The organism is Streptomyces fradiae (assembly GCF_041270065.1).
Classification (GTDB): domain Bacteria; phylum Actinomycetota; class Actinomycetes; order Streptomycetales; family Streptomycetaceae; genus Streptomyces.
Map to the genome: position 1 here is coordinate 6,732,411 of NZ_CP065958.1, position 14,177 is coordinate 6,746,587.

Here is a 14,177-nt window from a genome sequence, read left to right on the forward strand (position 1 = left end):
CCTGGCTGCGTTGCCGAAATGCCCCCATAGCTCCGCTATGAGGACACTCCGGCGCCTTGCCATGCACCGCACCAGACGCCGCGGGCTATCCGACCCTGATCCGCCGGACAGGCCCTAGGCTTGCGCTCATGCGCATCGCCACCTGGAACGTCAATTCGATCACCGCCCGGCTGCCCCGGCTCCTGGCCTGGCTGGAGAGCAGCGGCACCGACGTGCTGTGCATCCAGGAGACCAAGTGCACCGCCGAGCAGTTCCCCGCCGCCGAGCTGCGCGAGCTGGGGTACGAGTCGGTGGTCAACGCCACCGGACGGTGGAACGGGGTCGCCCTGGTCTCCCGGGTCGGCCTGGACGACGTGGTCACCGGGCTGCCCGGCGGCCCCGACTACGACGGCGTGCAGGAGCCGCGGGCGATCTCCGCGACCTGCGGCCCGGTCCGCCTCTGGTCGGTCTACGTGCCGAACGGCCGGGAGGTCGCCCACGACCACTACGCGTACAAGCTGCGCTGGCTGGAGGCCCTGAAGGCGGCCGTCGCCGACGACGCGGCGGGGGAGCGCCCCTTCGCGGTGCTCGGCGACTACAACATCGCGCCGACCGACGACGACGTCTGGGACATCGCCGAGTTCGAGGGCCTCACCCATGTCACCGAGCCGGAGCGGGCCGCGCTCGCCGCGCTGCGCGAGGCCGGCCTCGGCGACGTGGTGCCGCGCCCGCTGAAGTACGAGCACCCCTACACGTACTGGGACTACCGCCAGCTGCGCTTCCCCAAGAACAAGGGCATGCGCATCGACCTGGTCTACGGCAACAAGCCGTTCGCGGACGCCGTCAAGGACAGCTACGTGGACCGCGAGGAGCGCAAGGGCAAGGGCGCCTCCGACCACGCCCCGGTCGTCGTCGACCTCGACCTCTGACCGTCGTCTGACCGTCGTCCGGCTGTCGTACGGCCGTCCCGCGCGCCGGGTGCCCGCGTGCCGGGTGGTGCCCCCCAGGGGTGCGGTGCGACGCTGTTCGGATGAACATTCCTTTCCTGGACAACTGGCGCAAGAAGCACGACACGGCACGCTCCCCCCTGGTCTCCGTCTTCGACCGGGACCCGGAGGGGGCGGCCGAGCTGCTCGCCGAGTGCGAGCTGCTGCGCGCCCGTGCCCAGGAGGCCGGGGTGGCGCTCGACGACACCCCGCGCTCGCTCGCCGCGCTCGACCAGCTGCCACCGCGCTGGCGGGACGACCCGGAGGAGCTGCCCTGGGTCGGCAACGACGCGGGCCTCTATCTCGGCACGGTGATCGTCCGGACCGTGCCGGGCGCCGGCTGGCGGCTGCGGCCCGACGGACAGCCGGTGGTCCTGCTGCCCTCCGGGCGCGAGGTCAACGTGGTCGAGGCGGGCCTCGACTGGGCCACGACCGGGATCCCCGAGCTGTCCCAGATCTACGCCGAATCGGCGGAGTTCTGACTCCTTTGCAGTAAATACGGCTTATCCCGGTTTCATGCGTGTCGGGTGTGAAGTCCCTTTTCTCGGCGGATAGTTTGCGCTGACCTCGACAGCAGCTGAGAGACCAGGGGGCAGGGCAGCAGATGGCCGTCGTCGATCCGTTGATCGAACTGCGGGGCGTGAACAAGCATTACGGCGCCCTGCACGTCCTCCAGGACATCCACCTCACCGTCGGGCGCGGGGAGGTGGTCGTGGTCATCGGACCCTCCGGCTCCGGCAAGTCCACGCTGTGCCGGGCGATGAACCGCCTGGAAGCGGTCGAGTCCGGCGAGATCCGCATCGACGGACAGCCGCTCCCCGAGGAGGGCAAGGCGCTCGCCAAGCTGCGCGCCGAGGTCGGCATGGTCTTCCAGTCCTTCAACCTCTTCGCCCACAAGACCGTGCTCGCCAATGTCTCCCTGGCGCAGGTGAAGGTCCGCAAGCGCGGGAAGGACGAGGCGGACCGGCGCTCCCGCGAACTCCTCGACCGGGTCGGACTCGCCGCCCACGCCGACAAGTTCCCCGCCCAGCTCTCCGGCGGCCAGCAGCAGCGCGTGGCCATCGCCCGCGCCCTCGCCATGGACCCCAAGGCCCTCCTCTTCGACGAGCCGACCTCGGCCCTCGACCCGGAGATGATCAACGAGGTCCTGGAGGTCATGCGGCAACTGGCCCAGGAGGGCATGACGATGGTCGTCGTCACCCACGAGATGGGCTTCGCGCGCTCCGCCGCCAACCGCGTGGTCTTCATGGCCGACGGCCGGATCGTCGAGGACCGCGAGCCCGAGGCCTTCTTCACCACCCCGAACAGCGACCGCGCCAAGGACTTCCTGTCCAAGATCCTCCAGCACTGACCGGACCGGGAGCAGCGCAACCCCCATGCAGCGAACGAAACGAACCCTCGCCGCGCTCGCCCTGCTGCTCGCCGCCGCCCTCACCGGCGCCGGCTGCGGCAAGGAGGGCAGCCCGCCCGTCAAGGGCCCCCAGCCGGACCAACTCCCGGTCTACCAGGTGCGGTCCGGCTTCACCCTGGCCGACTCCGCGACCTGGAACCGGGCGAAGAAGCGCGGACGGCTCGTGGTCGGCGTCAAGGAGGACCAGCCCTACATGGGCGAGAAGGACCCGGCGACCGGCGTCTACTCGGGCTTCGACATCGAGATCGCCCGGATGATGTCCGCCTCTCTCGGCTTCGACCCGGCCGGCATCTCCTTCCGGACCATCGCCTCGGCCAACCGCGAAACCGCCCTGCAGAACGGCCAGATCGACTACTACGTCGGCACCTACACCATCAACGACAACCGCAAGAAGCTCGTCGGCTTCGCCGGCCCCTACTACCTGGCCGGCCAGTCCCTCCTGGTCCGCACCGACGAGAACGACATCGACGGACCCCAGGACCTGGCCGGCAAGCGGGTCTGCTCCGCCGCCGGCTCCACCCCGTACCAGCGCATCCAGAAGGACTACCCGCAGGCCGAACTCGTCGCGTACGACACCTACTCGGTCTGCGTCGACAACCTGCTCACCTACCAGGTCGACGCCGTCACCACCGACGACACCATCCTCATGGGCTACGCGGCCAAGGTCCCCGACGAACTCAAGCTGGCCGGAAAGCCGTTCAGCAAGGAGCCGTACGGCATCGGCGTGCCGCACTCCGACACCGCGCTGCGCCTCGCCCTCGACGACGCGATCGCCGCCCACGAGAAGAACGGCGACTGGAAGGAGGCGTACGACGCGACCCTCGGCCTGTCCGGCGTGCCCGTGCCCGCCCCGCCCGCCATCGACCGCTACCCGGCGAGCTGAGGAAGGAGCACCACCCCGCCATGGACGTCCTGACACAGAACTTCTCCACCTACGGCGAAGGCTTCCTCGGCACCGTCGAACTCACCGTCTACTCCTCCCTGTTGGCCCTCGTGCTCGGCTTCCTCGTGGCCTCCTTCCGGGTCGCCCCGGTCCGCTCGCTGCGGGTGTTCGGCACCGCGTGGGTCACCGTGCTCCGCAACACCCCGCTCACCCTGCTGTTCTTCGCGGTGATGCTGGGCCTGCCCCGGTTCGGCCTCGTGCTGCCCTTCGAACTGTTCGCGGTGCTCGCCCTCGGCTGCTACACCTCCGCGTTCATCTGCGAGGCGCTGCGCTCCGGCATCAACACCGTGCCGCTCGGCCAGGGCGAGGCCGCCCGCAGCCTCGGCATGACCTTCGGCCAGACCCTCGGCAACGTCGTGCTGCCACAGGCCTTCCGCTCGGTGATCCCGCCGATCGGCTCCACCCTCATCGCCCTCGCCAAGAACTCCGCCATCGCCGGCGCGTTCAGCGTCACCGAACTCCTCGGCACCTACAAGACGTTGAGCGAGCTCGGCTACAACATCGTCTGGACCTTCGTCTGGATCGCCGTCGGCTACCTCATCATCACCCTCGCCATCAGCGCGCTCTTCCACCTCCTGGAGAAGCGCTATGGAGTCGCCCGATGACCACCGCCACCTCCGCGCTCTACGACATCCCGGGCCCGCGCACCCGCCGACGCCATCTGATCTACGGTCTGATCTCGACCGCCGTCCTGCTCGGCCTCGCGTCCTGGATCCTCTATCTCCTCTTCGACACGGGCCAGTTCACCGCCACCAAGTGGACGCCCTTCGAGTACCAGGGCATCCAGGAACTGCTCCTCCGGGGCCTCGGCAACACCCTCAAGGCCTTCGCGTACGCCTCGGTGCTCTCCCTCGCGCTCGGCGCGGTCCTCGCCACCGGACGCCTCTCCGAACACCGGGCCTTCCGCTGGACCTCCACCCTGCTCGTCGAGTTCTTCCGGGCCATGCCGGTCCTCGTGATGATCTTCTTCATCTTCGTGGCGCTCAAGGTCCAGCCGCTGCCCGCCCTGGTGGCCGGACTCACTCTCTACAACGGCTCGGTGCTCGCCGAGGTCTTCCGCACCGGCGTCCACGCGGTGGCCCGCGGGCAGCGGGAGGCCGCGTACGCGCTCGGCATGCGGAAGACCCAGGTGATGACCTATGTCCTGGTGCCGCAGGCGGTGCGGGCCATGCTGCCCGCCATCATCAGCCAGCTGGTGGTGGCCCTGAAGGACACCTCGCTCGGCTTCCTCATCACGTACGAGGAGTTCCTGCACGCGGGCAAGCTGATCGCCTCCAACCTGGACTACGACCTGCCGTTCATCCCGGTGGTGCTGGTGATCTCACCGATCTACATCGGCATGTGCATGCTGCTGTCCTGGTTCGCCACCTGGGTGGCGCGGAGGGAGCGCCGCAGCCCCCGGACGAAGGCCGTCGACGTCGCTCCGGCGGAACCGCCCACGCTGCTGCCGGACCGGGAGTAGCCTCCCGGCACGGCGCACCAGCCCCGCCCGGGCCCTGCCCGCCCGGCAGCAGCCGTGATCACTCCGACCGCAGCGGTACCGACACATGACTCGGGTCGGCCGCGGGCGAGGAGAAGGTCAGCTGCGCGCCGGTCGGGTTGTGCTCGATGTACAGCGGGTCGACGGTGTCGACGACCAGCGCGAGCCGGTGGCCGGCCGGTACGTCGTAGGCCGTGGAGAAGAGGTCCAGGTCGACGGCGAACGGCCGCCCCGGCTGCCGGTCGTGGAAGGTGTACGGGGCGTGGGTGACCAGCTTGCCGATCCCGAGCGGGCCCACGTCGTAGAGGTACGCCACGAAGGTGCCGCTCTCGGCGGTCGGGGTGACCGTGGTGTGCAGCCGGGCCGTGCCGCGCACCCGCTGCGGGGTGGCGTACCGCTCGGACTGCCACACGCCCGCGAAGGCGCGGGGGAGCAGCGGGACCGAGACGGCGGGCGGGGCCTGGAAGAACTGGTCCAGGAGGTTGGACAGCAGGACGACGCCGCCGTCGGCGCCGGAGTCGACGTTGGCCCACAGGTGCTCGGAGCCGCCGAGCGGGATCTCGCGCCGGTTGGCGTTGACCGACGTCCAGTCCGGGTAGCCCTCGTAGCCGGCGTCGGAGCGCGGCTTGAGCCGGACGGGCTGCTCGCGGTCGACGCCGTTGTCGACGCCCTTGAGGTAGTGGTCGAACCAGCGGTGGGCGCTGGTCCAGGTGTCGTTGGGCAGCCCGAGCAGTCCGGTGGCCTCGGCGGTGGCGTGGTCGCCGGGCCGGAACTCCAGGCGCTTGGGCCCGGCCAGCTTCTCGTAGAAGCTCGCGAACTGGTTGGGCGGGAAGATGGTGTCGCCCCAGGCGTTGCCCAGCATGATCGCGGGCCGGTTGGCGTTGAGCGCGTCGAGGTGGGTCGCGGCGGAGCGCTTGCGGCCCCACGCGATCATCTCGTCCTCCTTGTCCAGGTTGGAGGAGAGGAAGTCCTTGAGCGTCTGCTGGAGTTCGGGCCCGGGCCGGCCGGTGAGATAGCCGGCGCCGCCGAGCAGCGCGGCGGCCTGGAGGTGCTGGGTGCGGCCGCTGTAGATGGAGTCGATGAGGTCGGCCCAGCCGCTGAGCGCGGCGACCGCCTTGACCCGCTTGTCGTGCGCGGCGACGAGCAGGCTGATGCCGGCGCCGTACGAGACGCCCGCCATGCCCACCTTGGCGGGATCGGCCGGAGTGTTCGCCAGCGCCCAGTCGATGACGAGCGAGGCGTCGGCGACGTCCTTCGGCCCGGCGGTCTCGATCTCGCCGCCGGACTGCCAGAAGCCGCGCGAGTTGTAACTCACCACGACATAGCCGGAGTCGGCGAGCTGCTTGGCCTGGGCGAGGTACTCGACCTGGGGCATCGCCCAGCTGGTCGGCAGCACGATCACGGGGTAGCGGGCGCCGGCGGCGGCACCGGCCGGGGTGACGACATTGGCCTTGAGGACGGTGCCGCCGTCGCCGGCGATGTCGACGAAGCGGACGGTGTCGGCGGAGTCCGCCTGGGCGGCGGGGGCGAGCCCGAGGGCCGTCCCGGCGACGAGGGCCGCCGAGACGGCGAAGGTCAGGGCTGTGCGCACGGGGTCACTCCTCACTGGTTCACTGAATGGGGGGCAGTGAAAGTGACCCGACGGTAACCGCGATGCCTTACCGGAGGTAACTGGTCGGTAAGTTACGCATGGGTAACGATTGGCCGGTTCGCGTCAGTGCGGTGAGCCCTCGCCCCCGAGGTCACCGGCGCCCCGCCCGGCTCACGGGGCCGTGGCCGCCCGCTGCGCCTCCAGTGCGTGGCGCAGCCGTCCCTCCCCGCCGGGCACGTCGTCCGGGATCCGCCGCGCGGCCGCCACCGCCTCGGTCGCCAGGTCGAGGCGCACCCGCCGGTCCCCGCTGCGGCCGGCCGCAAGCAGCAGCCCGTCGACCAGCTTCGGCAGATACGCCCTCGGGCTCACCTCCGCGAGCACCCGGTACGCCAGCACCTCCTCCCACGAGATGTCGTCCCACGCGCCCAGTTGCTTGCTCCCCAGGAGCAACACCCGTGCCCGCAACACCGCGTCGTGATCGATCTTCCCCATGTGCCCCCTGTTCTCCGTGTGATGCACGACGGAGATTCTGGGAGTCGGAGGACACCCCGGACAAGGCTCCCGAACTGTGCGTTCCGTCCTACGAAATCAGCCGCTGACCTGTCATGATGGTGACGTCTTCACTCCGACGGGAGGGTCGGTGGAAAAGCCGGACGCCACACCCGACGTCTTCGACCCGCGGATCTACGCCGCCGGGATCCCGCACGAGCGCTTCCGGCTGCTCCGGGACCGGTGGCCGGTCGCCCGTCAGCGGGAGCCGGAGATCCTCGGCTGGCCCGCCGGGCCCGGTTTCTGGGCCGTCACCCGGCACGCCGACGTCGTACGGGTCCTCAAGGACGCCGCCGGATACTCCTCGTACCTCGGCGCCACCCAGATCCGCGACCCCGACCCGGCCGACCTGCCGTTCATCCGGCGGATGATGCTCAACCAGGACCCTCCGCACCACGGCCGGCTGCGCCGCCTCGTCAGCCGGGCCTTCACGCCCGGGCGGATCGAGCGGTTCGCCGTCACCGCCCGCGCGCGAGCCCGCGAACTCCTCCTCGCCGCACGGGAGTCCGGGCCCGAGATCGACCTGGTGTCCGCCGTCACCGGCGAGTTCGCCCTGCTCAACCTCACCGATCTGCTCGGCGTGCCCGCCGCCGACCGGGGCCTCCTGCACACCTGGACCGAGCGGGTCATCGCCTACCAGGACCCCGACGAGCCGCCCGTCCTCGGCCCCGACGGCCGGCCGGTCAATCCCCGCTCACCCGCGATGCTGGCCGAGATGTTCGCCTACGCGCAGGAGCTCGCCGCGGACAAGCGGAAGCATCCCGCCGACGACGTGATGACCACCCTCGCCGCCTCCGAACTCCGTGACGCCGAACTGGAGATGTTCTTCTTCCTGCTCACCGTCGCCGGCAACGACACCGTCCGCAGCGCCGCCCCCGGCGGGCTGCTCGCCCTCGCCGAACACCCGGACCAGCAGCGGGCGTTGTGGCACGGCGAGGTCGGCATGGACACCGCCGTCGACGAACTGCTCCGGTGGCACCCGCCCGTGCTCTCCTTCCGCCGCACCGCCGCCCGCGACACCGAACTCGCCGGGGTGAAGATCGCCGCCGGGGACAAGGTGGTCGTCTTCCACGCCTCCGCCAACCACGACGAGCGGGCCTTCACCGACCCCCACCGGCTCGACCTGGGCCGCACGCCCGATCCGCACGTCTCCTTCGGCGACGGACCGCACGTCTGCCTCGGCGCGCACTTCGCCCGGCTCCAGCTGCGCGTCCTCTACGAGGAGGCGCGCGCCGTACTGCCGGGTCTGGCGCCCGCCGGGCCGCCCCGCCGGCTCGTGTCCAACTTCATCAACGGGATCAAGTCGCTGCCGGTGCGGCTTGCGGAGTGCGCGCCACGCGCGTGAGATCGGCGACCAGCTCCACCACATCGGGGCCGTACGCCTGGGAGTTGACCACCCGCAGCAGCAGCACGAAGGAGCCGTCCTGGCCGTACTTGCCGGCCAGCGCCTTGTGGTGGCGGGCCAGATGGCGCGCGGCGGCCTGGTTGGTGACCGCGGCCTGGCCGCAGAGCAGGAACACCGGCCGGCCGCCCTCACCACGGGTGAGCCGGGCGAGGACGACGTACTCGCTGACGCCCCACTCCGGGCGGTAGGTCTCGCCCGCCACGGTGAACATCCCGCGGTCCTCTGGCGGGTCCTGCTCGACGTTCATCGTGAGCCCCGGCAGCAGATTCGGCAGATGGGCGGCCATCCGCCGATTGGAGTACGGCCCGCCGATGCAGAATTCGGCTATCTCGCCCAGGCCCTGACGGGCCGTGTCGTGCTGCACGATCCGGGGCCGGGCCCCGCAGTCCTTGATCAGCGCCGACAGTTCGAGCAGCGCCGACACGTCGGTGGCGTGCACCCCGCGCTCGCTGCCCGCCAGCCGGTTCACCACGAGCAGGCACTCCGAGCCGGCGGGCAGCCCGAAGAAGGCCTGCTTGCGGCGCAGCCGGCGGCGCCAGAAGTAGGTGCGGGTCAGCCAGCCGAGGGAGCCGCTGACGCCGGTGGCGAGCACGCCCAGGATGACGTTGCGCAGGTCTTCGTTCATGGGCGGGCATGCTACTGGGCGACCGGTCGACTGTTCGAGAGGCGGTCCTGACGGGAGGCGCGGACAGAAGTTACGCTGCGCAAACGGGCGTTGACTGGAGGTTGGCATGCAGTCTCGGACGCGGCGCTTCGCCGTACGCAACGGATCGGTCCTGGCGGTCGCCGTGACGGTGCTCTCGGTGGGCGCCGCGGCCCCGCCGGCCGCCGCGCCGCCGGGCCCGGCCCTCGCCAAGGTGCCGGTCGCCACCGGCTGGGGCGGGGCCGTCGCCAGCGTCGACGCGGACGCCTCCGCCGCCGGCGTCGAGGTGCTCCGCAAGGGCGGCAACGCCGTGGACGCCGCCGTCGCCGTGGCCGCCGCGCTGGGCGTCACCGAGCCGTACTCGGCGGGCATCGGCGGAGGCGGCTACTTCGTCTACTACGACGCCAAGACCCGTACGGTGCACACCGTCGACGGGCGCGAGACCGCGCCCGGCTCCGCCGACGCGCACCTCTTCACCGAGAACGGCGTGCCCATCCCCTTCGAGGAGGGCATGACCAGCGGCCGGGGCGTCGGCACCCCCGGCACCCCCGCCACCTGGGAGACGGCGCTCGACGCCTGGGGCAGCAAACCGCTGGGCAAGCTCCTGCAACCGGCCGAGCGGCTCGCCCGCGACGGCTTCACCGTCGACGCCACCTTCCGCGCCCAGACCGCGGGCAACGAGGCACGCTTCCGCGACTTCCCGGCCTCCGCCGAACTCTTCCTGCCCGGCGGGCAGTTGCCGGTCGTCGGCTCGGTCTTCAAGAACCCCGACCTGGCCCGTACGTACGAGAAGCTCGGCCGGGAGGGCGTCGGCGCGCTCTACCGGGGCCCGCTGGCCCGCGACATCGTCAACACGGTGCAGCACCCGCCGGTACGGGCCGGGGCGACCCGGGTGGTCCGCTCGGGTGATCTGACGGAGCGGGACCTCGCGCGCTACGAGACGGTGCTGCGGCGCCCCACCAAGGTGTCCTACCGGGGCCTCGACGTGTACGGCATGGCGCCCTCGTCCTCCGGCGGCACGAGCGTCGGCGAGGCGCTGAACATCCTGGAGTCCACCGACCTCTCGCGGGCCTCCCAGGCCGCGTATCTGCACCGCTTCATCGAGGCGAGCCGGATCGCCTTCGCCGACCGCGGGCGCTGGGTCGGCGACCCCGCCTTCGAGGACGTGCCGGTCCGCGGCCTGCTCTCGCAGCGGTACGCCGACTCCCGGGCCTGCCTGATCCGCGACGACGCCGCCCTGACCAGCCCGCTCGCGCCGGGCGACCCGCGCGACCCGGCGCCCTGCGCGGTCGGCGGCACCGCCGCCCCCACCACGTACGAGGGCGAGAACACCACCCACCTCACGGTCGCCGACAAGTGGGGCAACGTCGTCGCCTACACCCTCACCATCGAGTCCACCGGCGGCAGCGGCATCACCGTCCCGGGCCGCGGATTCCTGCTCAACAACGAGCTGACCGACTTCTCCTTCGCCCCCGCCAACCCCGCCGTCCACGACCCCAATCTCCCCGGCCCCGGCAAACGCCCGCGCTCCTCGATCTCCCCGACGATCGTCCTCGACCGCACCGGCCGCCCGGTCCTCGCCCTCGGCTCCCCGGGCGGCGCCACGATCATCACCACTGTCCTGCAGACCCTCACCGGCGTCGTCGACCGCGGCCTCCCCCTGCTCGACGCCATCGCCGCCCCCCGCGCCAGCCAGCGCAACCAGCCCACGACCGAGCTCGAACCGGCCCTCTGGAACAGCCCGTTGAAGGCCGACCTCGAATCGATCGGCCACGCCTTCCGTCAGAACCCCGAAATCGGCGCCGCCACCGGCGTCCAACGCCTCCCCGACGGCCGCTGGCTGGCCGCCGCCGAACCCACCCGCCGCGGCGGCGGCTCGGCGATGGTGGTCCGGCCCGCTCTGTAGCGCAGACGGCCTACAGCGCCGTCAGGATGCGCGGGCCCGCGTCCGTGATGGCGATGGTGTGTTCGGTGTGGGCCGCGCGGGAGCCGTCGAGGGTGCGGATGGTCCAGCCGTCGGGGGCCGTGTAGTGGGCGTCGTCGCCGCCGGCGATGAGCATCGGCTCGATCGCGAGCACCATGCCGTGGCGCAGCGGCATGCCGCGGCCCGGGCGGCCCTCGTTGGGGACGTCCGGGCCCTCGTGCATCGAGCGGCCGACGCCGTGGCCGCCCATGCCGTCGGGGATGCCGTACCCCGCGGTGCGGCAGACGCGGGCGATCGCGTGGCCGATGTCGCCGACCCGGTTGCCGACGACGGCCGCCGCGATGCCGGCCTCCAGGGCCGCGTAGGCCGTGTCGATCAGCCGGGTGTCCGCCGGGCGGGCCCGGCCGACGGTGAAGCTGATCGCCGCGTCGCCGACCCAGCCGTCGAGCACCGCTCCGAAGTCCGCGCTCACCAGGTCGCCGTCGGCGAGCGGCGTGGCGTCCGGGACGCCGTGCACGATCGCGTCGTTCACCGAGAGGCACAGCGTGGCCGGGAAGGGCACGAGGGCCCAGTTCGGCCGGTAGCCCAGGAAGGGCGAGCCCGCGCCGGCCGCCGCAAGCACCTCCCGGGCCACGCCGTCGAGTTCGGCCGGGGTCACCCCGGGCGCCGCCTTGTCCCGTACCGCCTGGAGGGCCTGGGCCACCACCCGGCCGGCCTCGCGCATGAGCAGCAGGTTCGCATCCGTCTTGATCTCCACCATGCCAATTACTATACCGGTATTAGAATGGGTCGCATGGTGCGCACACCCCTCACCCCCGAAGAACGCGAACGCGGCGAGCGGCTCGGCCGGCTGCTCCGCGAGGCCCGCGGCGACCGCTCCATGGCCGAGATCGCCGCCGCCGCCGGTCTCTCCGCCGAGACCCTCCGCAAGATCGAGACCGGCCGCGCCCCCACCCCCGCCTTCTTCACGGTCGCCGCGCTCGCCGGCGTCCTCCACATCTCGATGGACGAACTCGTCACCCGCTGCGCCTTCGTCCCCGTATGACCCCCGCCGAGTGGTCCCGGCGTGGCGGAGGGAGGACGCTGGAAGGGAGCGCGTCCGGGTGTGCCGAGGTGCACCGCACGGGGCCCTCCGCCCGGCCGGGAAAGGCCGTGCCATGCGTATGCTGCTGAAGGTTCAGATGGACACGGAGGCCTCCAACGAGGCCATCAAGCAGGGCACCCTCCAGAAGACCATGGAAGCCGCGCTGGAGAAGCTGCGCCCCGAGGCCGCCTACTTCACCGTGGAGGACGGTTGCCGGACCGGCTATCTGTTCTTCGACCTGGCCGACCCGTCGGAGCTGCCGGCCGTCTCGGAGCCCTTCTTCATGGGGCTCAACGCCAAGATCCACTATTCGCCGGTCATGAACCCGGACGACCTGCGCAAGGGACTCAGCGCCATCGAGCGCTAGCCCGGCCCTGGCCCCCAGGCCCGCCGGCCTCAGCCCCGTGGCCTAGCAGCGGATGCGCCGCCGGGCGCCCGGCCCCACCGTGGACGCGTGAACCGTCGTCAGCAGCTCGCGCCGCGCCCCGCACCCCGCCCGGCGGCCAAGGCCCTCGCCGGCCTCGCCGCCACGCTTCTGATCGCCGCCGGCGCCACCGGCTGCGGTGGCACCGGCAGCGACGCGCCGCAGGCCGCCGCGCCGCCCGCGGGCACCGCCCCCGAGCACTTCCGACACCCGGGCGTCGTCGTCGGCGGCGCCCAGCTCGCGGCCGTCCGCAAGCACGTCGCCGCCGGGCAGGAGCCGTGGAAGTCGGCGTTCGAGGCGATGAGCGCCAGCAAGTACGCCGCGCTCGACTACACCCCGCACCCCGCCGAGGTCGTCGCCTGCGCGTCCAACGCCGGCACCGACGCCTGCGTCGCCGAACGCGCGGACGCCATCGCCGCGTACACCCACGCCCTGATGTGGTCCGTCACCGGCGAGCGCGCGCACGCCGACAAGGCCGTCGAGATCATGAACGCCTGGTCGAAGACGGTGAAGCGGCACACCCGCGACGACGCCGACCTGCAGACCGCCTGGTCCGGCTCCTCCTGGGCGCGCGCCGCCGACATCGTGCACGCCGGCTACCCGGCCTGGAAGGGCCCCGAGGTGCAGCGCTTCAAGTGGATGCTGCGCAAGGCCTATCTGCCCGACGTCACCGCCAAGGTCCCCGACTACAACGGCAATTGGGAACTGGCGATGACCGACGCCGCCATGGGCATGGCCGTGTTCCTGGAGGACCGCACGCTCTTCGAGGACTCGGTACGGCGCTACCGCGCCCGTGTCCCCGCCTACTTCTACCTCGCCTCCGACGGCGCCCTGCCCAAGCCCCCGCCCGGCGGCACCATCAAGACCGCCGACCAGCTCGCCACGTACTGGTTCGGACAGCGCACCTACCGCGACGGCCTCGGCCAGGAGACCTGCCGCAACTTCATGCACATCGGCTACTCCCTCGCCGCCACCGCGCACATCGCCGAGACCGCCTGGCACCAGGGCCTCGACCTCTACCGCGAGGAGGCCGACCGGCTCACCGCCGCCCTGGAGTTCCACGCCCGCTACCAGCTCGGCGCGACCCCGCCCCGCTGGCTGTGCGGCGGCAAGGTCGAGCGCACCATGGGCCCGGACGTCGAGGTCGCCCTCAACCACCTGCAGGGCCGGATGCACCGCGACCTCCCGGAGACCGCGAAGCTCGCCCGGAGCCAGCGGCCCGGCGGCACCGACGACCTCTTCGTCGCCTGGGAGACCCTCACCCACGCGGCCAACCCGAGCACCGCGTAGCCTCTGCCCGTGACCCCCGACACCACGATGCCCGAAGAGCTGCGGCACGGCCGCTACGTCAGTCTCACCACCTTCCGGAAGAACGGCACCGGGGTCGCCACCCCCGTCTGGTACGCGGTCGAGGGCGACGAGCTGTACGCCTGGACCCGCACCGAGTCCTGGAAGGTCAAGCGGCTGCGCAACGACCCCCGGGTCGTCGCCGCCGTCTGCGACGTGCGCGGCAACGTGGCCGCTGACGCCGTACCGGCCGAGGGCACGGCCCGGCTGGTCACCGGGGAGGAGCTGCGGCGGGTCCGCAAGCTGCTGTCCCGCAAGTACACCTGGCAGTTCTGGGCCGTCGACTGGCCCGCGACGATCGCCCGGCTCGGCAAGCGCCCGCACACCGGCGTCGTGGTGAGCTTCCCCGCGCGTGAGGCGCCCGAAAACTCTGCGTAGTCGTCCCGTAACACTCGTGTGGTCCACTGCCCC

The 14,177-nt window shown here is 71.8% G+C and carries 16 protein-coding genes; 12 read left to right on the forward strand and 4 right to left on the reverse strand.

Translation table 11 applies throughout. The features are described from left to right. Window positions 1-128: 128 nt before the first annotated feature. The 6 genes from JAO84_RS30530 (at window position 129) to JAO84_RS30555 (ending at window position 4,781) form a co-directional block, all read left to right on the forward strand. A complete protein-coding gene (locus JAO84_RS30530; protein ID WP_370415718.1) occupies window positions 129-908 on the forward strand; it encodes an exodeoxyribonuclease III in 780 nt (259 codons plus the stop codon). A gap of 101 nt (window positions 909-1,009) precedes the next feature. Next, window positions 1,010-1,447: a DUF6278 family protein gene (locus JAO84_RS30535; protein ID WP_265867833.1), complete on the forward strand. Its 438-nt coding sequence runs from the start codon at window positions 1,010-1,012 to the stop codon at window positions 1,445-1,447. A gap of 122 nt (window positions 1,448-1,569) precedes the next feature. Beyond that, complete coding sequence (locus JAO84_RS30540; protein ID WP_370415719.1) at window positions 1,570-2,316, forward strand: amino acid ABC transporter ATP-binding protein; 747 nt, start codon at window positions 1,570-1,572, stop codon at window positions 2,314-2,316. A gap of 25 nt (window positions 2,317-2,341) precedes the next feature. Further along, complete coding sequence (locus tag JAO84_RS30545; protein ID WP_370415720.1) at window positions 2,342-3,259, forward strand: glutamate ABC transporter substrate-binding protein; 918 nt, start codon at window positions 2,342-2,344, stop codon at window positions 3,257-3,259. 20 nt (window positions 3,260-3,279) lie between these two features. Then, entirely contained in the window at window positions 3,280-3,924 is a 645-nt protein-coding gene (locus tag JAO84_RS30550) for an amino acid ABC transporter permease (RefSeq protein WP_370415721.1), read from the forward strand. Continuing rightward, window positions 3,921-4,781, forward strand: a complete 861-nt coding sequence (locus tag JAO84_RS30555; RefSeq protein ID WP_370415722.1) for an amino acid ABC transporter permease — start codon at window positions 3,921-3,923, stop codon at window positions 4,779-4,781. The genes JAO84_RS30550 and JAO84_RS30555 overlap by 4 nt, the downstream gene beginning before the upstream one ends. A gap of 58 nt (window positions 4,782-4,839) precedes the next feature. On the opposite strand, the gene JAO84_RS30560 is transcribed toward JAO84_RS30555, so the two are convergent. Both JAO84_RS30560 and JAO84_RS30565 read right to left on the reverse strand, forming a co-directional pair. Further along, on the reverse strand, window positions 4,840-6,390 hold the full coding sequence (locus JAO84_RS30560) for an alpha/beta fold hydrolase (protein ID WP_370415723.1): 1,551 nt from the start codon (window positions 6,388-6,390) through the stop codon (window positions 4,840-4,842). A 171-nt stretch (window positions 6,391-6,561) separates the two neighbouring features. Next, the gene (locus JAO84_RS30565) at window positions 6,562-6,882 is read right to left on the reverse strand and encodes a hypothetical protein (RefSeq protein WP_370415724.1); all 321 of its coding nucleotides are present in this window, start codon (window positions 6,880-6,882) and stop codon (window positions 6,562-6,564) included. 148 nt (window positions 6,883-7,030) lie between these two features. Between JAO84_RS30565 and JAO84_RS30570 the strand changes: the two genes are divergently transcribed. Continuing rightward, a complete protein-coding gene (locus JAO84_RS30570) occupies window positions 7,031-8,284 on the forward strand; it encodes a cytochrome P450 (RefSeq protein ID WP_370415725.1) in 1,254 nt (417 codons plus the stop codon). Here JAO84_RS30570 and JAO84_RS30575 read toward each other — a convergent pair. Continuing rightward, a complete protein-coding gene (locus JAO84_RS30575) occupies window positions 8,238-8,969 on the reverse strand; it encodes a hypothetical protein (protein WP_370415726.1) in 732 nt (243 codons plus the stop codon). The two genes, JAO84_RS30570 and JAO84_RS30575, sit on opposite strands and share 47 nt — an antisense overlap. A gap of 106 nt (window positions 8,970-9,075) precedes the next feature. Here JAO84_RS30575 and ggt point away from each other — a divergent pair, with 106 nt between their 5' ends. Beyond that, on the forward strand, window positions 9,076-10,893 hold the full coding sequence (gene ggt, locus JAO84_RS30580) for a gamma-glutamyltransferase (protein ID WP_370415727.1): 1,818 nt from the start codon (window positions 9,076-9,078) through the stop codon (window positions 10,891-10,893). Between the two features lie 10 nt (window positions 10,894-10,903). Here ggt and map read toward each other — a convergent pair whose 3' ends face one another. Next, window positions 10,904-11,671, reverse strand: coding sequence for a type I methionyl aminopeptidase (gene map / locus JAO84_RS30585; protein ID WP_370415728.1), 768 nt, complete (start codon window positions 11,669-11,671; stop codon window positions 10,904-10,906). A gap of 33 nt (window positions 11,672-11,704) precedes the next feature. Between map and JAO84_RS30590 the strand changes: the two genes are divergently transcribed. The 4 genes from JAO84_RS30590 to JAO84_RS30605 all read left to right on the forward strand — a co-directional run bounded on the left by JAO84_RS30590 (window position 11,705) and on the right by JAO84_RS30605 (window position 14,144). Next, window positions 11,705-11,956 carry a helix-turn-helix domain-containing protein gene (locus tag JAO84_RS30590; protein WP_370415729.1) on the forward strand — a complete coding sequence of 84 codons (252 nt, stop codon included), beginning with the start codon at window positions 11,705-11,707 and terminating at the stop codon, window positions 11,954-11,956. Between the two features lie 112 nt (window positions 11,957-12,068). Continuing rightward, window positions 12,069-12,362, forward strand: a complete 294-nt coding sequence (locus JAO84_RS30595; protein WP_370415730.1) for a hypothetical protein — start codon at window positions 12,069-12,071, stop codon at window positions 12,360-12,362. A gap of 87 nt (window positions 12,363-12,449) precedes the next feature. Continuing rightward, complete coding sequence (locus tag JAO84_RS30600) at window positions 12,450-13,709, forward strand: alginate lyase family protein (RefSeq protein WP_370415731.1); 1,260 nt, start codon at window positions 12,450-12,452, stop codon at window positions 13,707-13,709. Window positions 13,710-13,736: 27 nt separating this feature from the next. Continuing rightward, window positions 13,737-14,144, forward strand: a complete 408-nt coding sequence (locus JAO84_RS30605) for a PPOX class F420-dependent oxidoreductase (protein ID WP_370416906.1) — start codon at window positions 13,737-13,739, stop codon at window positions 14,142-14,144. Window positions 14,145-14,177: the final 33 nt, after the last annotated feature.